The organism is Pseudomonas sp. H1_F01, assembly GCF_054681425.1.
Genome location: NZ_CP162823.1, coordinates 2139354 through 2158190, shown reverse-complemented (window position 1 = coordinate 2158190; position 18837 = coordinate 2139354). Strand labels below are relative to the sequence as shown.

Annotated in this window: 18 protein-coding genes; 2 read left to right on the top strand and 16 right to left on the bottom strand. The window is 60.8% G+C overall.

The window, feature by feature from the left end:
- Positions 1-65: 65 nt before the first annotated feature.
- Positions 66-2210 carry a 3-hydroxyacyl-CoA dehydrogenase NAD-binding domain-containing protein gene (locus AB4O09_RS09990; protein WP_028237412.1) on the bottom strand — a complete coding sequence of 715 codons (2145 nt, stop codon included), beginning with the start codon at positions 2208-2210 and terminating at the stop codon, positions 66-68.
- Between the two features lie 25 nt (positions 2211-2235).
- A complete protein-coding gene (locus AB4O09_RS09985; RefSeq protein ID WP_223528034.1) occupies positions 2236-3441 on the bottom strand; it encodes an acetyl-CoA C-acetyltransferase in 1206 nt (401 codons plus the stop codon).
- A 608-nt stretch (positions 3442-4049) separates the two neighbouring features.
- Between AB4O09_RS09985 and AB4O09_RS09980 the strand changes: the two genes are divergently transcribed.
- Positions 4050-4862: a c-type cytochrome gene (locus AB4O09_RS09980; RefSeq protein WP_003204173.1), complete on the top strand. Its 813-nt coding sequence runs from the start codon at positions 4050-4052 to the stop codon at positions 4860-4862.
- A 163-nt stretch (positions 4863-5025) separates the two neighbouring features.
- Here the strand turns inward: AB4O09_RS09980 and AB4O09_RS09975 are convergent, their stop codons facing one another.
- The 14 genes from AB4O09_RS09975 to AB4O09_RS09910 form a co-directional block, all read right to left on the bottom strand.
- The gene (locus AB4O09_RS09975; RefSeq protein ID WP_003204174.1) at positions 5026-5829 is read right to left on the bottom strand and encodes a transglutaminase family protein; all 804 of its coding nucleotides are present in this window, start codon (positions 5827-5829) and stop codon (positions 5026-5028) included.
- The gene (locus AB4O09_RS09970; protein ID WP_003204175.1) at positions 5826-6776 is read right to left on the bottom strand and encodes an alpha-E domain-containing protein; all 951 of its coding nucleotides are present in this window, start codon (positions 6774-6776) and stop codon (positions 5826-5828) included. The genes AB4O09_RS09975 and AB4O09_RS09970 overlap by 4 nt, the downstream gene beginning before the upstream one ends.
- A 9-nt stretch (positions 6777-6785) precedes the next feature.
- Positions 6786-8195, bottom strand: coding sequence for a circularly permuted type 2 ATP-grasp protein (locus AB4O09_RS09965; RefSeq protein WP_003204177.1), 1410 nt, complete (start codon positions 8193-8195; stop codon positions 6786-6788).
- Between the two features lie 444 nt (positions 8196-8639).
- Positions 8640-8981 (bottom strand): ribonuclease E inhibitor RraB, encoded by a 342-nt coding sequence (locus tag AB4O09_RS09960; protein ID WP_415239604.1) that lies wholly within the window; start codon positions 8979-8981, stop codon positions 8640-8642.
- A 201-nt stretch (positions 8982-9182) separates the two neighbouring features.
- Positions 9183-9419, bottom strand: coding sequence for a hypothetical protein (locus AB4O09_RS09955; protein WP_003204179.1), 237 nt, complete (start codon positions 9417-9419; stop codon positions 9183-9185).
- 141 nt (positions 9420-9560) lie between these two features.
- Positions 9561-10169: an START domain-containing protein gene (locus tag AB4O09_RS09950; protein ID WP_003204181.1), complete on the bottom strand. Its 609-nt coding sequence runs from the start codon at positions 10167-10169 to the stop codon at positions 9561-9563.
- 54 nt (positions 10170-10223) lie between these two features.
- A complete protein-coding gene (locus AB4O09_RS09945; protein WP_003204182.1) occupies positions 10224-10478 on the bottom strand; it encodes a YkgJ family cysteine cluster protein in 255 nt (84 codons plus the stop codon).
- A 147-nt stretch (positions 10479-10625) separates the two neighbouring features.
- Entirely contained in the window at positions 10626-11102 is a 477-nt protein-coding gene (locus AB4O09_RS09940; RefSeq protein ID WP_013693982.1) for a hypothetical protein, read from the bottom strand.
- An 85-nt stretch (positions 11103-11187) separates the two neighbouring features.
- Complete coding sequence (locus tag AB4O09_RS09935) at positions 11188-12630, bottom strand: aminotransferase-like domain-containing protein (RefSeq protein WP_013693983.1); 1443 nt, start codon at positions 12628-12630, stop codon at positions 11188-11190.
- A gap of 200 nt (positions 12631-12830) precedes the next feature.
- A complete protein-coding gene (locus tag AB4O09_RS09930; RefSeq protein WP_003204188.1) occupies positions 12831-13640 on the bottom strand; it encodes an OmpA family protein in 810 nt (269 codons plus the stop codon).
- Positions 13637-13996, bottom strand: a complete 360-nt coding sequence (locus AB4O09_RS09925) for a DUF4398 domain-containing protein (RefSeq protein ID WP_003204190.1) — start codon at positions 13994-13996, stop codon at positions 13637-13639. The genes AB4O09_RS09930 and AB4O09_RS09925 overlap by 4 nt, the downstream gene beginning before the upstream one ends.
- A 9-nt stretch (positions 13997-14005) precedes the next feature.
- On the bottom strand, positions 14006-14830 hold the full coding sequence (locus AB4O09_RS09920) for a substrate-binding periplasmic protein (RefSeq protein ID WP_003204193.1): 825 nt from the start codon (positions 14828-14830) through the stop codon (positions 14006-14008).
- A gap of 75 nt (positions 14831-14905) precedes the next feature.
- Complete coding sequence (locus tag AB4O09_RS09915) at positions 14906-15835, bottom strand: electron transfer flavoprotein subunit alpha/FixB family protein (protein WP_003204194.1); 930 nt, start codon at positions 15833-15835, stop codon at positions 14906-14908.
- Between the two features lie 2 nt (positions 15836-15837).
- Positions 15838-16587, bottom strand: coding sequence for an electron transfer flavoprotein subunit beta/FixA family protein (locus AB4O09_RS09910; protein ID WP_003204196.1), 750 nt, complete (start codon positions 16585-16587; stop codon positions 15838-15840).
- A gap of 546 nt (positions 16588-17133) precedes the next feature.
- Between AB4O09_RS09910 and AB4O09_RS09905 the strand changes: the two genes are divergently transcribed.
- The gene (locus AB4O09_RS09905; RefSeq protein ID WP_003204198.1) at positions 17134-18798 is read left to right on the top strand and encodes an electron transfer flavoprotein-ubiquinone oxidoreductase; all 1665 of its coding nucleotides are present in this window, start codon (positions 17134-17136) and stop codon (positions 18796-18798) included.
- Positions 18799-18837: the final 39 nt, after the last annotated feature.

Genomic DNA, 18837 nt, shown 5'->3' with positions numbered 1-18837 from the left:
GAATATTGCACACCCCAGAGCCTGCCCTGAAACACGGTCCCAAGGCAAGCCCCTTCCCGGGTCTGTCAGAACAGTTCGTGGCGAGCGGCTTTCTCCAATAGCAAGGCCGGCGGTGAGAAGCGCTCGCCGTATTGCTCGGCCAGATACTGGGCGCGACCGACAAAGTCCTGCAGGCCATATTGATTGATGAACTGCAGTGCACCGCCGGTCCAGGCCGCGAAACCAATACCGAAGATAGAGCCGACGTTGGCGTCAGCCGTCGAAGTCAGCACCCCCTCCTCCATGCAGCGCACGGTTTCCAGGGCCTGGATGAACAGCAGGCGATCCCGGATATCCTGCGGGGAAATCTGCCCGTCGGCTTTCTCGAAGCGGCTTTTGAGCGACGGCCACAGGTACTTTTGCCCATTGGCCGGGTATTCATAGAAGCCGGCACCGGCGGCCTTGCCCGGTCGCTTGTATTCGTTGAGCAGCAAGTCAATCACGGCGAACGCCGGGTGTTCAATCGGCGTTTTCCCTTCTGCGCGCAGGTCTTTGGCGGTTTGCGCGCGGATATGGCTCATCAGGCCGAGGGAAACTTCGTCAGAGATCGCCAGAGGCCCAACCGGCATCCCGGCCTTGCGCGCTTCGGTCTCGATCATCGGCGCACTCACGCCCTCGCCGAGCATGGCGATGCCCTCATTGGTAAAGGTGCCGAATACCCGGGACGTAAAGAAGCCGCGACTGTCGTTGACCACAATCGGCGTCTTGTTGATCTGCAGGACAAAATCGAACCCCCGGGCCAGGGTCGCGTCACTGGTGCGTGCGCCCTTGATGATCTCCACCAGGGGCATTTTCTCCACCGGGCTGAAGAAGTGCAGGCCGATGAACTTCGTCGGGTCCGGCACAGCCATGGCCAGGCCGGTGATGGGCAAGGTCGAGGTGTTGGAAGCGATCACCGCATCATCGCCCACCACCGCCTGGGCGGCGGCCGACACGCTGGTTTTCAGGGCACGATCTTCGAACACCGCTTCGATGATCAGGTCGCAGCCGGCCAGGTCTGCGTTGCTGTCGGTGGGGTGAATCCGCGCCAGCGTGGCTTCGCGCTGCTCGGCGGTGAGTCGGCCGCGGGCGACCTTTTTATCCAGCAACGCCGCCGAACGGGCCTTGCCCTTCTCGGCCGCCGCCAGATCGACATCCTTGAGGACCACTGCGATGCCGGCCACGGCGCTGACATAGGCGATACCCGCCCCCATCATGCCCGCGCCGAGCACGCCGACTTTTTTCGTCAGATACGGCGCAAAACCCTGTGGGCGAGAACCACCGGCCTTGATCTCGTTGAGCTGGAACCAGAAGGTGCCAATCAGGTTCTTCGCCACCTGGCCGGTGGTCAGTTCGGTGAAGTAGCGGGTTTCGATCAGGTGCGCGGTGTCGAAATCAACCTGGGCGCCCTCCACCGCAGCACAGAGGATTTTCTCCGGCGCCGGCAGGCAACCCTGGGTCTTGTTACGCAGAATCGAAGGGGCAATTGCCAGCATTTGCGCAACTTTCGGGTCAGACGGCGTGCCACCCGGCAGTCGATAGCCCTTTGCATCCCAGGGTTGGATGACGCTGGGGTTGGCAAAAATCCAGGCCCGGGACTTGGCCAGCAGTTCGTCACGATCCTTCGCCAGCTCATCGATCAAACCGGCCTGCAGCGCTTGTTGCGCATTGACCTTCTTGCCCTCGAGCAAATACGGCAAGGCCTTTTCCAAACCGAGCAGGCGCACCATCCGCACCACCCCGCCACCGCCTGGCAACAGACCGAGCGTGACTTCCGGCAAGCCGAGCTGCACCGACGGCAGGTCCAGGGCCACGCGATGATGGCAGGCCAGGCAGATTTCCCAACCACCGCCGAGGGCCGCGCCATTGATGGCCGCCACCACGGGTTTGCCCAGGGTCTCCAAGGCACGCAGTTGGGCCTTGAGCAGCAGGACCATGTCGTAGAAAGCCTTGGCCTCGGGCTTGCCGACCTTGATCAATTCATTGAGGTCACCGCCGGCGAAGAAAGTGTGCTTGGCCGAAGTGATGATCACACCGGCAATCGAGTCCTTTTCAGCCTGCAAACGGGCGACGCAGGCGGCCATGGCCTCACGGTACACCGCGTTCATGGTGTTGGCGCTCTGGCCCGGCATGTCCAGGGTCAGGACGACGATCCGGTCCTGGCCGGTTTCGTAACGAATGGCATCGGTCATGAAAAAGTGTTCCTTGAAGTCGGGCTCAGAGGCGTTCAATGACGGTGGCAATGCCCATGCCGCCGCCGACACAGAGGGTCGCCAGGCCATAGCGCAGGCGACGCACCTCCAATTCGTCGAGCAACGTGCCAAGGATTGCGCACCCCGTAGCGCCCAAGGGGTGCCCCATGGCGATGGAGCCGCCGTTGACGTTGACCTTGGCCGGGTCGATGGCCATGTCCTTGATGAACTTGAGCACCACCGAGGCGAAGGCTTCGTTGACTTCGAACAGGTCGATGTCCTCCACCCGCAACCCGGCCTTGGCCAGGGCCTTGCGGGTAGCCGGCGCCGGGCCGGCGAGCATGATGGTCGGGTCGGTGCTGGTGACGGCGGTGGCGACGATCCGCGCCCGGGGTTGCAGGCCCATGGCGCGCCCCTTGGCTTCGGAACCGATCAACATCAGCGCGGCACCGTCGACGATGCCGGAACTGTTGCCCGGCGTGTGCACGTGATTGATTCGTTCGACGTGGCTGTAGACGCGCAGCGCCGTGCCATCGAAGCCCATCTGGCCCATGGCTTCGAAACTCGGGTTGAGCTTGCCCAGACCTTCGAGCGTGGAGTCGGCGCGGATGAATTCGTCGTGGTCCAGCAGCACGATGCCATTCTGGTCCCGCACGGCGACCAGGGATTTATTGAACGAACCGTCAGCCCGGGCACGCGCCGCTTTTTGCTGGGAATGCAGCGCATAACCGTCGACATCCTCACGGCTAAAGCCTTCCAGCGTGGCGATCAGGTCGGCGCCGATGCCCTGGGGAACGAAGTGACCGTGCAGGTTGGATTGCGGGTCCAGCGCCCACGCGCCGCCATCGCTGCCCATGGGCACCCGGGACATGGACTCGACGCCGCCGGCCACCACCAGGTCTTCGAACCCGGAACGCACTTTCATGGCCGCCAGGTTCACCGCCTCCAGGCCCGAGGCGCAAAACCGATTGAGTTGCACGCCTGCCACGCTGACATCCCAATTGGCCACCAGCGCAGCAGTCTTGGCGATATCGGCCCCCTGTTCACCCACCGGGGTCACACAACCGAGCACGATGTCATCGACCTGGCTGGTGTCCAGATCCATGCGCTGCTGCAAGGCGCTGAGCAGCCCCCCCATCAGGTTCACCGGCTTGACGCTGTGCAAGGCGCCATCGACCTTGCCCTTGCCACGGGGCGTGCGTAATGCGTCGAAAATCAAAGCTTGGGTCATGACGTCCTCGAAACTACGGGGGTAATGCGATGCCTTCAACCATAAGCCCAGCGGCGCCGGATTCAATGACCACAGCGCTCAATGGCGTTGACGGCCACGCTCAGACGAACGGTAGCGAGCTATCGGGTTAACCGATTCAGGAGGGCAAGCTGTCTAGCAAAAGGGTCGGCAGGAAGGTGGCAATAGGCCTCATAGCCTTTTTAGAGCAACCTGTACCAAGCTGATATGAATTGGATCTAAGCCAAGGCCGCCGCGGCCCCTAATGTAATCCTTGTACAAGAAAGTCGTCGGGTTTTGCCGAGGCGCTTGTCGAACAGGAAGTGCAACGCCAGCCGCCATGGATATGCAGGCTGGCTTTTAGGAAATAACAATAAAGGCGGGTCAGCCATGTTCAAACATTCGAAAGTTCGCCAAGCCGGACTCATTCTCTTTGCCACGACGCTGCTGTTGATTTTGCCGAATATCACCAAGGTGATTGGCTGAATCCTGCGCGAGGGCATCTGCATCATCCGTTAGTTGTGTCGCCAAAAAATGTGACGGGTTCTCTGTTCGAGCCGCGATGGCTGTGCCAACCTTTGCGGCACCCCTCGACATGGAAGGCGATCGACTTGAAAGCTCTTATTGTGTTCGGGGCGTTGCTGCTCAGCACGCCCCTTTATGCCGCGCAACTGGTGCTGGAGTTGGGCGCGGGCACGCGCACCTGGCAAACCGAAGAACTGCTCAAGCACCCGGACGCTCAAACGGTCCAGATCGCTGATGACGTTTCCTACAAGAAACCCATGAGCTATCGAGCCGTGCCGCTGACGGCTCTATTGACGGGCATCCAGGCGGACGACCACCTGCAAGCCGTTGCCCTGGACGGCTTCGCTGCCGAAATGCCTGCGGCGCCGTTACTCAACAAGAGTGGCGCCCGAGCGTGGCTGGCGATCGAGGACCCGGCCAAGCCCTGGCCGCCGCTGGGGGAAGGCAAGCACAGCGCCGGGCCTTTCTACCTGGTCTGGACCGATCCGCAGGCTGGCCACATCAGCCCGGAGCAATGGCCCTACGCGGTGGCGACCATCAAGCGCCTGTCGGCCGTGGCCGAACGCTTCCCGGCCCTGCTGCCGGCGCCCAACCTGGCCAAGGACGACCCGGTCAATAAAGGTTTCGAGCTGTTCCAGAAAAATTGCCTGGCGTGCCATCGGCTCAATGGCGCGGGTGATGCGCAGTTCGGCCCGGACCTGAACATCCCTTTCAACCCGACCGAATACTTCTCCGGGGATTTCCTCAAGCGCTACATTCGCGACCCGCAAGCACTGCGTCGCTGGCCCCAGGGCAAGATGCCCGGGTTCTCGGCAGCGGTGCTGCCGGATTCGGAGCTGGATTTGCTGGTGGGTTATTTGAAGCATATGGCGGGACGCAAGCAGCCATTGGCCCCGTGAGATCGCTTTTTTTGTGGCGAGGGGATTTATCCCCACTGGGGCGCGAAGCGGCCCTGAACCCAGACTCCTCAGTGTGCCAGACGGATTGAGTTGTCTGTTTTGGGGCTGCTTTGCAGCCAGCGGGGATAAATCCCCTCGCCACAGAAGCGCCCTCGTCGGAAGGTTATTGTTGTTGCACCGTGATCACCGGTGCAGCAGGCACGACCAGCTTGGCATGCATCTGCTCGCAACCACCGCCGCGGCGCATGCCACGCACCGGGCAGGCGTCCAGGTAATCCAGGCCCACAGCCAGCTTCAGGTGGCGCTCCGGACGAGCCAGTTGGTTGGTCACATCGAAGCTGTACCAGGCGTCGTCAAGCCAGGCCTCCGCCCAGGCATGGCTTGCCAGGTGTTCGCTCTCTTCGCTGAACAGATACCCCGAGACATACCGCGCCGGCACCCCCAGGCTACGGGCGCAGGCCAGGAAGGCGTGGGTGTGATCCTGGCACACCCCGCTACGACCGGCAAAAGCTTGCGCCGCACTGGTCTCGACCTCAGTGGTGCCAGGGGTGTAGATCATGTGCTGGTTCAGCCCGTGCATCAGGTCGATCAGCGCCGTGCGATCGCGACGCTGCTGGCATTGCTGCGCGGCGAAGGTGCGAAGGGCCTCGTCCGCCTCGGTCAGCCGGGTGAAGCGCAGGAACGGCAGCGCCGATTGGCTCTCGTGCTCGGCTTCGCGCAACGGATCGATGTCCACCTGTCCGCGGGCACCGATGATGACCGTTTCGTGGGGTTCGTCCAGGGTCAGTACGTGAAGGATGTTACCGAACGGATCCAGCTGCGCCCGCACCGGCCGGGGCAAATCCAGTTGCCAGCTCAACACATGCTGGCGTTCGCTGTCGTGGGGCGTCAGGCGCAGGTACTGGATGCTGGCGCGCACCTGATCTTCATAGTGGTAGGCCGTTTCATGGCTGATCGAGAGTCTCATATGACCTCCAGGTAGGAACTGTGAATGGCATTGCCCAGTTCACGGACCAGTGGGATGAATTCGGTGAGCCAGGCATGCAGGCCCCCGTCGAGGATTTCATTGATGCCGGTGTAGCGCAGGCGTGCGTCCATTTCCGCCGCCAGCCGTTGTGCCTGCCGACCGTTGGTGCCCGGCAGGCTCGCGAGGATCTGGTTGATTTCTTCGGTACAGGCGCGCAGCGAACGCGGCACATCGGCGCGCAACAGCAGCAACTCAGCCACATGGCGAGCGCCCGGGGCGTCACGGTAGATCTCGGTGTAGGCCTCGAAGGACGACAAGGCCCGCAACAAGGCGCTCCATTGGTAATACGCGTGGGCCGTGCCATCGCTGACCGTGTCGGCCTGGTCGCCGGCCATTTCGTAGCGGGCGTCGAGCAAGCGCAGGGTGTTGTCGGCCCTTTCGATAAAGGTCCCCAGGCGAATGAAGCGGAACGCGTCGTTGCGCATGATGGTGCCGTAGGTTGCACCACGAAACAGGTGGGATCGCTCCTTGATCCACTCACAGAAACGGCTCATGCCGTAGCGATTCAAGCCCTGCTCGGCGATACCGCGAATTTCCAGCCAGGTGGCGTTGATGTTTTCCCACATGTCGGCGGTGATTCGCCCACGTACCGCGTGGGCACTGGCTCGCGCGGCGCCGAGGCAACTGTAGATACTGGCCGGGTTGGCCGCTTCCAGGGCAAAGAAATGCAGCAGGCGCTCGGCGTGCAGCTCGCCGTGTCGCTCCCGGTAATCATCCAGCGTGCCGGTGATCAGCAATGGCATGGCCAGCTCGTGCAGGCCGTCGCCACGACCGTCCTGGGGCATCAGTGACAACGAATAGCTGACGTCGAGCATCCGTGCGAGGTTCTCCGCGCGCTCCAGGTAGCGCGACATCCAGTACAGGTCCGAGGCGGTTCTACTCAGCATGGCAGCTCCTCAATCCTCGACTACCCAAGTGTCCTTGGTCCCACCGCCCTGGGATGAATTCACCACCAGGGAACCTTCGCGCAGCGCCACCCGTGTCAGCCCGCCAGGCACCACGCGGGTCTCACGGCCAGCGAGCACAAACGGCCGCAAGTCGATGTGGCGCGGGGCGATACCGTTTTCGACAAAGGTCGGGCAGGTCGAGAGCGACAGCGTCGGCTGAGCGATGTAGGCGTGCGGCTTGGCCTTGATCCGTTCGCGGAAGGCATCGATCTGCGCCGTCGTCGCGGCCGGCCCCACCAGCATTCCATAACCGCCGGAACCCTGGGTTTCCTTGACCACCAGGTCGGGAAGATTCGCCAACACGTGGGACAGCTCGGCAGGATTACGACATTGCCATGTAGGAACGTTCTTCAGGATCGGCTCTTCGTCCAGGTAAAAACGGATCATGTCGGTGACGAACGGGTACACCGACTTGTCGTCCGCCACGCCCGTGCCGATGGCATTGGCCAGCACCACGTTGCCGGAACGGTAGGACGACAACAGGCCCGGCACCCCGAGCATCGAGTCCGGATTGAAGGCCAGTGGATCGAGGAACGCATCGTCGAGGCGACGGTAGATCACATCCACCGCTTTCGGGCCGTCGGTGGTGCGCATGAACACTTTGTCATCGCGCACGAACAGGTCGGCGCCTTCCACCAATTCCACGCCCATCTCCCGGGCCAGGAACGCGTGCTCGAAGAACGCGCTGTTGAAACGCCCTGGCGTGAGCACCACGACACTGGGATCGTCCAGCGGGCTGGAGCTTTTCAGGGTATCGAGCAGCAGGTTCGGATAATGGTCGATGGGGGCGATGCGCTGGGCGGCGAACAGTTCGGGGAACAGGCGCATCATCATCTTGCGGTCTTCGAGCATGTAGCTGACGCCGCTGGGCGTACGAAGATTGTCTTCGAGCACGTAGTACGTGCCGTCACCGTCGCGCACCAGGTCGACACCGCAAATGTGCGCGTAGATGTCACGGTGCAGATCCAGCCCTTGCATCGCCAGTTGGTACTGCTCGTTGGCCAGCACCTGTTCGGCGGGAATGATCCCGGCCCGGATGATCCGTTGTTCGTGGTAGAGATCGGCCAGGAACATGTTCAGCGCCTTGACCCGCTGGATGCAGCCACGTTCGACCACCCGCCATTCACTGGCCGGGATGCTGCGCGGGATCGTGTCGAAAGGGATCAGGCGCTCTGTCCCCTGCTCGTCGCCGTAGAGCGTGAACGTAATGCCAGCACGATGAAACAACAGGTCGGCTTCGCGCCTGCGTTGCGCCAGCAGCTCATCAGGCGTTTCAGCCAGCCAGCGGGCAAACGCCTGGTAATGCGGGCGGACCTGGCCGTTGGCATCGTACATTTCATCAAAACCGCTGCGGATCATGCCGTACTCCTTGTCACCCTGGCAGCAAGGCTTCGCAAGCCCCGTGCCATCGGCATAAACGCTTTATGATCAACGGGTTGGATTCTCCTCTGACAGGCCGCGCACTTTTCTAGTGCAACAAATGCCCCCACCCCGCTGTCCCCCGCTTCATTGCGACGCAGGGGCGTCGCTCTGCTGAGCATAGTCACGGAAAAACGACGCGGCTTGATCTGGATACAGTTAGGTACAAAACCTGGGGAAGTGATTGCGGTGTGTCAGCGGGTAATGATGTTGATTGTGCGGCCGCCATCGCGAGCAAGCTCGCTCCCACAATGGATTGTCTGCCCCCTGTGGGAGCGAGCTTGCTCGCGATGGCGGTGCTTCAGATGCTCATTCATTGCTACGCGCACATGAAAACGGCCGACACTAAAGGTCAGCCGTTGCTGTGGTTGCGGTGAGTAACTGTCAGGCCTGCAGGCGCCGGATCTCTTGCTTGACACCCCAGCCCTCGATCACACCACCCAAGGGTTCGACGACTGCCTCAAAGTCTTGCTCGAAGTCGCCAATGTCATCGTAGGTGGCGTACATCACCCGGCTCAGTTCCAACGACCAAACCCCATCGTCCCGTGCACTGATCTGCGCGTTCAACGATTCTCCCCGAAAATGACCTGCCGCCCTGCGCGCCCGCTCCTCGTCCGGGAAAATGGCGTAGAACTCAATGGGATGGAATCGGGAAAAATCGAAACCGCCTTCTTTCATGCGGCGCAACACGCTGGTGCTGATGTCTTCTTGATAGGCTGTGCTCATGAAACGTCCTCCTGAAACCAATGGATAGACTTTCCGTCTTCCCGTGCGTGAAGCCCTCAGGCTGCAAGCGGTACGGCATCAAATGGCCGTCGGGACACAAGCATGTAGCTGACAAGACCGGACCTTCGCGATCCTTTCGCTGATCTCAATTGCAGAGTAGCCGCAAGTGGCAGCCGCTGCCAAGCGAGACCAGGCACCGTTTCATGAAATCGGTGTAATGCTGATGATTTCAATGCTGTGCTGGGACTTGAGGTTCTTGACGGTGGGATCTTCGGTGCGACCTTCCAGGTCGTTGAGGTCCAGTTGGGCGGGCACGGGCAGCAATTTTTCGCGAATCAGTTGTGCAGCCTGCTCCATCGTAGGCTCCTGCTCGTAGTCGAACTGCTCGGCGATGGCTTCGCCATGATCATCCACGAAAGTGATTTCCCACTTTTGCATCGGTGTCTCCTTGATCAATTCAGGGCCTGGCTTACCTCTATCTCGACATTGAGGGCCGGACAATCGTTCCGCCGGGCGTCTGGACGGCACACATGAAAAGACCGCCTCCGGGGCGGTCTCTTGCAGTGCAGCCGTGGCCGATCAGTTTTCGGCGCGTTCCTTCAGGGCTTTCAAGGTGTTGAACGGCGCATCCACCACGAACTTGTTCGCCAGCCAGGACGGCACGTCACCCCCTGGTTCGGTATGGACCTGGTAGGTCACTTCGATCTGGTCAGCGCCCTTTGGCGTGAACTTCCAGAAGCCGTCGACCTGGGTCACCCGCACGAAACCTTGCTCTTCAGGCAGGTATTTCGGCACGCCCTTGAGCTTGCGGGTCAGGCTGCCATCAGCGCCCTCTTCGGTGGTAACTTCAAGCACCGAGTCCCGGGACGTCACCGGCCATGGCGTGTTGAACTGGGTGTAGGTCCAGCTCTGATTGCCTTCGTGCTTGAGCAGTTTCTGGCTCTTGCATTCATGAATCCAAGCGCAGGCACCGGGAACGTCTTCCTGCAGGGCCCGCAGCTTGGCCATGGTGGTTTTCATCACCGTCACGCCACGGTAGGCCTTGTATTTGGAGCCCGTCACCTCACTGAGGGAAACCTTGATACCGTCCTTCTCCTTGGCAACCTGCCAGTCCTCTGCCTGAGCGGTGGCCGCTGCCAGCAACACGGTCAACCCACACAACACAGCCATACGATGCAGCGAACCCATAGTTCTTTTCCTTATTGTCCAAGTTCGTTCAGTTAGGATCCGTTCATTGACTCATTACGCTGCCGTGATTTGCTCCCACCAACCGATCAGTCGGATGGCCTCTTCACTGCTGCTGCCGCAAACCTCGATGTCGGCTTCGAACGCCGAGCACACTGCCGGACGCTCCGGCTGGCCGAAGATCCGGCACAGGTTATCGACCGACAATTGCGCGCAACGTTCTCCCGCCGGTTTGCCTTGGGGCATGCCAGGGATAGGTGAGCTGATGGAAGGGGCGATGCAACAGGCGCCACAGCCTTCACGGCATTTCATGACGACAACATCCTCACGACAGTAATGGTTAGTAACAGAACACAGAGTAACGGCTAAAACACTCGTTTTAAATTACCGTCTGCGTGTTTTTTTGCCCACGGCGAGATGACCGAATGGTCAGCGACGAACCGCAGGCCTGCCGAAGGTTTATTGCTTGAATTCGAAGTCCAGCGCCGCGCCTTCCACCTCGTGGCGCTCCGGGCTGCGCAGTGGCAGCTGCATTTCATTGCTCAACAAACGGCCATTGAGCTGAAAGGGACCGGGTTTCTCACCGAACATCGACGGCAAGAGCGGCTCACGCCTGGACTGTACCACCTTACCCGGTGGTTGCAGTTTATCGACCATCTCATGGGGCAAGCTCAAATCCAGCTTGGCCGGCGGCAATGGGGTCTTGGCGACCTCGTGGGCGGATTTGCTCTTGGAGGCGATGGGGGCGCGTTTTTTCTTCGCGGGTGCCACTTTCTTGGCGGAAGGCTTCTTGGCCGCTGTGTTTTTTTTCGGCGCATCCTTCGTGGCACTGGCAGCCGGTTTTTCCTGCGCTGGCGCTGCCGCGACGACGCCTCCCATGTGGAAGACGCTCAACAGACCGATCAAAACCCAGGCAGCAGGAACAATGGCTTTCATAAATACAACAGCATTGACGGCAGAGACCCCCATGCTCGCCTGATAATGAGGCGCTGACAAGCACATCGAGCCAAGTCGCTGATATCTAAAGAAATCCGTTGACCGTCTCCTGGCACAATTGAGTGGCCAACAGCCCCAGCGTCATCAAGGCCCGCTCCGCCTCCCGGTTCCAGGGTATGCCGCAGTTCAACCGAATGCAGTGGTTGAACTGCTCGGTATTACTGAAAATCAGCCCTGGCGCGATACTGATGCCCTGTTGCAACGCCCGCACATGCAACTCCTGGGTATTGACCCGCCCCGGCAGGCTGACCCACAGGATGAAGCCTCCAGTGGGACGGCTCATCTGCGTGCCTTCGGGGAAGTACTGCTGCACCGCCAGCTGAAAGGCGCTGAGGTTCTTGCGGTATTCCTGGCGGATATAGCGCAAGTGCCGGTCATAGCCGCCGTTTTCCAGGTACGCGGCAATGCCCATCTGCGTGACGCTGCACGCCGAGTGCGTGCTGAAGGTCTGGAGCCGCTGGATTTCCTGTTGGAATTTCCCCGCGATCATCCAGCCGATGCGCACACCCGGCGACAACGTCTTGGAAAAACTCGAACAGTAGATGACCCGGTCCAGCCGGTCGTAGGCCTTGAGGGCCTTGGTGCGCCCCTGCTCGAACATCAACTCGCCATAGATATCGTCCTCGACGATCTGGATGTCGAAGTCCGACGCCAGGCGCAGCAGTTGCTTTTGCCGCTCTTCCGGCATGGTGCCGCCGAGAGGATTGCTCAGGCGCGTGGTCAGCACCAGCGCCTTGATCGACCACTGGTTGGCCGCCAGCTGCAAGGCCTCCAGACTCATGCCAGTGACCGGGTCGCTGGGGATCTCGATAACCTTGAGGCCCAACAGATCCGCCAGTTGCAGCAAGCCGTAATAGGTCGGCGACTCGGCGGCGATCAAATCCCCCGGCCGCGTCAGCACCCGCAAGGACATCTGCAGCGCATCGACGCAGCCGTGGGTGATCACCACCTCGGAAGGGTCCACCACGACGCCGGCATCGCGCATGCGAATCGCCACTTGGCGACGCAACGGCTCGAACCCCGGGCTGAACATGTAGCTGAACGCCCGCGGGCTGTGGAAGCGCGTGACCTTGGCCAACTGCTGATGCAGAGCCCGGACAGGCAGATAGTCGACGCTCGGCACCGCAGCCCCCAGGGGAAACACCCCTTCGCGGCGCGACTCGACCAATATTTGCTGGATGATACTGCTGCGTGTCACCAGCCCCGGACGCTCAACCCGGGCAATGTCCGGCGTCGGTGCCGTCAGGGCCGGCGTCTGGTGCACGTAGTAGCCCGACTGCGGCCGCGCGCGAATCAGCCCCTGGTCTTCAAGGTTGGCGTAGGCCTGCAGCACCGTGGCATGGCTGACGTTGAGCTGCGAGCTCATCTTGCGCACCGACGGTACGCGCTCACCGGGCTGATACACACCGCGCCGGATGTCTTCAGCCAGCTGTTGAGCAATACGTTGATAGAGCAGAAGGTTGGTCATGACGCAGCACTCGATTTCACGGGCATTTTATTCTTGTCGGAAACGATACCGGAACAGTTTAGAAGTGTACTGGGACAGTTGCCAGATTACTCGACAGTACAGTGGAGTGACAGCTCTAACTGTACCCATCGTGCATCGATTGCAGGGCCAAAAAAACCCGGCGCCTTTTACAGGGGCCGGGTTTTCCAGTGACGCAGCCCTTAGCGGGCGGCGCCGAGCTGGCCTTTTTCGTCGGAGAACACAATTTCAACGCGACGGTTCTGTGCCCGGCCACGCTCGGAGGCGTTGACGTCCACCGGGTATTGGTCACCGTAGCCTTCAACCTGGATACGCTTTTCGTCTACCCCCAGATCCACCAGCACATCCGCCACCGCTTGCGCGCGGTCGCGAGACAACTTGAGGTTTTCCTGCTTGCCGCCGGTGCTGTCGGTGTACCCCTCGATACGGACCACGCGCTTGGGGTTGAGCTGCAGGAACTGCACGATTTTGAGCACGACCCGGTTGGCCGAGTTCTTCAGTTCCGCTTCGCCGGTGTCGAACAGCACGTCACCCAGGGTCATCACCAGACCGCGATCGGTTTGTGTGGTCGCCATCGCCATGATCTGTTCTTCAAGCCATTTGCCCTGCTGCTGCACGCTCAGCAACTTGGATTCACGCAGGGCCAATTGCAGGCGCTGGCGTTCCAGTTCGAGCTTGGCGGCACGCTCTTCGTTGAGCACCTGGTTGCTGTGCTCCCGGGCAATCGCACTGTAGCGCTGGCTCAGGTAGGCGTAATGCTGCACATCCTCACCGCTGCCCCAGTAGCTGGACAAACGATCGGCACGGGCCAGGGATTCGCCAGCGCGGATCACGTCCCGGGGTGCGGCACGCAATACGTTGGCGTCTTCCTTGACCTTCTGGAAGTCGGTGCTGGCCTGCTCGAGCGCCGCTTCGCTGCGCTGGCCGGCGCAGCCATACAAGCTCGCCAGGCCGGCGAGCACCAGGCCACCCAATACGTGGGAGTGCTTCATTGGGCATCCTCCCTCAATTGTTTGCGCAAGCGCTTGATGCGGGTGTCGAGCACGTTCAGTTGCTCCTGGCTCTTGAGGGTCAGCACCTTCGCTTCGGCCAGGCGGGCGTCGAGTTCGGCCTGTTCGGCCCGCATGCGCGCCTTCTTGTAGGATTCGTCGGCCATGTTGGATTTGGCGCGGGCGAATTTTTCTTCAGCCAGTTTCAATTCGGGCACTTCATCGGCAGTAGCGCCAACGGCCCGGGCTTGCTCCAGTGCCTGTTCAGTCAGGCGGATCTGTTCATTCGGCGCCGGATCGGCTGCGCAACCCGCCAGAGCCAGAACGGCCAGGGCAGCGAAAAGAGGTCGAATAGTCACTAATGTTCCCTACTGTTTTGGGGCGCTGACAGATGGCTGCAACTGTGTATTCCACCGCTCGAGATTGCGTTGCAACACAGCCTCCGCCAGGCCGGACGCGGCCAATTCTGTCATCTTTTGCGCCAGCTGTCCGCGTAACCATGGGTCATTGCAGGCGGAGTTATGGGAAATCGCGAGGAACAGCCCGGGTTTGTCCACCGGTTGCGGTGCGGCTTGCAGGTCATTGGCCATCCCCAGTGTCTGCGCCATTGCCAGGCCCGCGTAGCGCCCCGCCAGGACATATTCCACCTCGCCCAGCAGCAGTTTCTGAAAGGCCTGGGTCAGGTTGGGCGTGCGTACCAGGGACAATTGCCGCTCGGCAAAGACGCCGAATTCCTGGGTCATGCGGGCCTTTTCTGACAAAGCCCCGGGATGACCGTGAAGGTCTGCGGGCTGGTCGATGACCAGCGTCGAATCCTTGCGGGTCCAGACCAGGTAATCGTTTTCGAGCAAGGGCGGATGAACGTAATCCAGCACTTCAAGCCCGGTAACGGTCAGTGGCGCGTCGGTGAGCAGGTCCATGCGTCCACTGCGCACTTCGTCCAACGCCTGGGCGCGCTTGCCGGCATACAGCAGTTCGATCTTGATCCCCAGTTCTTGCCCGACCTGCGCCAGCAGGTCGGCGCCGGCGCCAATCAAGTGCTTGGGGTCCTGAGGGTCCTGCCAGAGATAGGGTGGTGCATCCGGGCTGCCGGTGGCGATCAGTCGTTCACATTTGCCGGCGGCGACAGACAGGCCTGGCACGAGCGCCAACGTCCACAGCAACGGCCAGCCGGCCAAACGACGCAGATCCATGGCAATACGCTCCTCTGATGCGGAAATAAAAAGCCCGGCCAAAGGGCCGGGCTCTTTATAAGTGAAGACGCCGGATTAGACCAGCTTCTCCAACTCAGGGATGGCTTCGAACAAGTCCGCCACCAGGCCGTAGTCGGCCACTTGGAAGATCGGCGCTTCTTCGTCCTTGTTGATCGCAACGATCACCTTGGAGTCTTTCATGCCGGCCAAGTGCTGGATCGCGCCGGAGATACCGACGGCGATATACAGCTGTGGCGCAACGATCTTGCCGGTCTGGCCGACCTGCATGTCGTTGGGCACGAAACCGGCGTCGACCGCGGCGCGGGAAGCACCGACGGCGGCACCGAGCTTGTCGGCCAGGGCGTACAGGTGCTTGAAGTTGTCACCGTTCTGCATGCCGCGGCCGCCGGAAACGACGATCTTGGCAGCGGTCAGTTCAGGACGATCGGACTTGGCCAGTTCTTCGTTGACGAAGCTGGAGATGCCGGCGTCGTGGGCAGCGCCTACGGCTTCAACGGCAGCCGAGCCACCTTCGGCGGCAACCGGGTCGAAACCGGTGGCGCGGACGGTGATGACCTTGACCGCAGCGGTCGATTGCACGGTGGCAATGGCGTTGCCGGCGTAGATCGGACGCTTGAAGGTGTCGGCGCTTTCTACCGAGATGATCTCGGAGATCTGGTCGACGTCCAGTGCAGCGGCCACGCGTGGCAGGATGTTCTTGCCGTTGGAGGTAGCGGCAGCCAGGATGTGGCTGTAGCCCTTGCCCAGCTCGGCTACCAGCGGCGCAACGTTTTCCGGCAGTTGGTGTGCGTAGGCAGCGTTGTCAGCCGACAGCACTTTGGCCACGCCAGCGATTTTCGCAGCGGCTTCAGCCACGGCGCCAGCGCCCTGACCCGCTACCAGCACGTGAATATCGCCACCGATTTTAGCGGCAGCAGCAACGGTGTTCAGCGTGGCTGGAGCCAGCGCCTTGTTATCGTGTTCGGCGATTACGAGGATAGTCATGATCAGATCACCTTCGCTTCGTTTTTCAGTTTCTCGACCAGTTCAGCCACCGACTTGACCTTGATGCCCGCGCTGCGTGCAGCCGGCGCTTCGACCTTGAGGGTCTTGTTGGTGGAGGCGGTGGAAACGCCCAAAGCGTCAGGCGTCAGCACTTCAAGCGGCTTCTTCTTGGCTTTCATGATGTTTGGCAGAGACGCATAGCGCGGCTCGTTCAAACGCAGGTCGGTGGTGACGATGGCCGGCAGTTTCAGGGAAACGGTCTGCGCGCCGCCGTCGATCTCGCGGGTCACGGCAACGCTGTCGCCGGACACTTCGACCTTGGACGCGAAGGTGCCCTGACCGTAGCCGCTCAATGCAGCGAGCATCTGGCCGGTCTGGTTGTTGTCGCTGTCGATGGCCTGCTTGCCGAGGATCACCAGCGATGGCTGTTCCTTGTCGACAACGGCCTTGAGCAGCTTGGCCACGGCCAGGGAGGTCAGCTCTTCGGCGGATTCGACGAGGATGGCGCGATCGGCACCCAGTGCCAGCGCGGTGCGCAGTTGTTCCTGGGCGGTGGTCGGGCCGATGGAGACGACGACGATCTCAGTCGCCACGCCTTTTTCCTTCAGGCGTACGGCTTCTTCTACGGCGATTTCGCAGAAAGGGTTCATCGACATCTTGACGTTGGCGAGGTCGACGCCGGAGTTGTCCGCCTTGACGCGAACCTTGACGTTATAGTCGACCACTCGTTTGACAGCTACAAGAACCTTCATGGATTCCTCGTTACTCTCCGGTGAAAAAAAGTCGCCTAGGCGAACCTGGCGGTTGATGCTCATGGGCGCAAGGGCACCTCTAAAAACGCCGGCATGAACCACACATGACCCAGCTCACGGGAGTGAAGACCATTCGTCAGTGATGACCGATGAGTCATTCATTATCGCGGCGTGTAAACTGCGCGTCAGAACCACGCAATGCGTCACTTTGTGCTGCCTTCGCCCTGTCTTTAGAGGTGCTCTTGAAACCAACAGTCAGCCTACGGCGAGCGCAAAACCGCCCGTATCTTGACCGGAACGCCTATTCCGGTCAATACGGCAAAATGGTCAGTCATAAGCCGTACGTCAGTGATTTATCTGGGCTGCGGCAATTTCAAACAAACGTTTGTATTGGACCCTGAGAGTGGTGTAGATATAATGCGCCGCTTAAGAGAGACACGCGTTTCATCCATTGTCGCTTTCGTCGCTTTTCGCGAAGGAAACAACGGATGCAACGCCAAACCTCCAATTAGAAAAAACTGTGAGCCTTGAGTAGGAGATAGCCCTGTGGAACGCGAATACATGGAATTCGACGTGGTCATCGTCGGTGCCGGCCCCGCTGGCCTGTCTGCCGCTTGCCGACTGAAACAGAAGGCCGCCGAAGCCGGTAAGGAAATCAGCGTCTGCGTGGTCGAAAAAGGCTCCGAGGTCGGTGCGCACATCCTCTCCGGTGCGGTGTTCGAGCCCCGCGCCCTGAACGAACTGTTCCCGGACTGGAAAGAACTCGGCGCCCCGTTGAACACGCCCGTCGTGCGTGATGACATTTATGTCCTGAGAAACGCCGAGGCCGCGAGCAAAATCCCTGACTTCTTTGTGCCCAAGACCATGCACAACGAAGGCAACTATATTATTTCCCTGGGCAACCTGTGCCGCTGGCTGGCCCAGCAGGCCGAGAACCTGGGCGTGGAAATCTATCCGGGCTTCGCCGCCCAGGAAGCGCTGTTCGACGAGAACGGCGTGGTGCGCGGGATCATCACCGGCGACCTGGGCGTCGACCGCGAAGGCAATCCGAAGGAAGGCCTGTACACCCCTGGCATGGAACTGCGTGGCAAATACACGCTGTTCGCCGAAGGCTGCCGCGGCCACATCGGCAAGCAACTGATCAAGCGCTTCAACCTGGACAGCGAGGCCGACGCCCAGCACTACGGCATCGGCCTGAAGGAAATCTGGGAAATCGACCCGGCCAAGCATCAACCTGGCCTGGTGGTGCACACCGCCGGCTGGCCGCTGGACATCATGGGCACCGAGAACACCGGCGGTTCCTTCCTCTATCACCTGGAAAACAATCAGGTGGTGGTCGGCCTGATCGTCGACCTGTCCTACAGCAACACTTTCCTGTCGCCGTTCGACGAGTTCCAGCGCCTCAAGCATCACCCGGTGCTCAAGCAGTACCTGGAAGGTGGCAAGCGTGTCAGCTATGGCGCCCGTGCCATCTGCAAGGGCGGCCTGAACTCGCTGCCGAAAATGGTCTTCAAGGGCGGCGCGCTGATCGGTTGCGACCTCGGCACCCTGAACTTCGCCAAGATCAAGGGCAGCCACACCGCCATGAAGTCCGGCATGCTTGCCGCCGACGCCGTGGCCGATCGCCTGTTCGCCGAGTCCGAAGGCGGTGATGAACTGACCGCCTACGTCGACAGCTTCAAGAGCAGTTGGCTGTATGAAGAGCTGTTCGCCAGCCGCAACTTCGGTGCAGCGATCCACAAATACGGCGCGATCATCGGTGGCGGCTTCAACTGGTTCGACCAGAACATCCTTGGCGGCAAAATGCCGTTCACCCTGCACGACACCAAGCCCGACTACGCCTGCCTCAAGCTGGCAGCCGATTGCAAGAAAATCGACTACCCGAAACCGGACGGCAAGATCAGCTTCGACAAACTCAGCTCGGTGTTCATCTCCGGTACCAACCACGAAGAAGAACAGCCCTGCCACCTGAAGCTGACCGACCCGAGCATCCCGATCAGCAAGAACCTGCCGTTGTACGACGAACCGGCCCAGCGCTACTGCCCGGCCGGCGTGTACGAAGTGGTGACCAAGGAAGACGGCGAGAAACGCTTCCAGATCAACGCCCAGAACTGCGTGCACTGCAAGACCTGTGACATCAAGGACCCTTCGCAGAACATCACTTGGGTGTCGCCGGAAGGCGCTGGCGGACCGACTTACCCGAACATGTAAGCCATTGCGCTGAACATCAAGGCTCCCGTAATGGGGGCC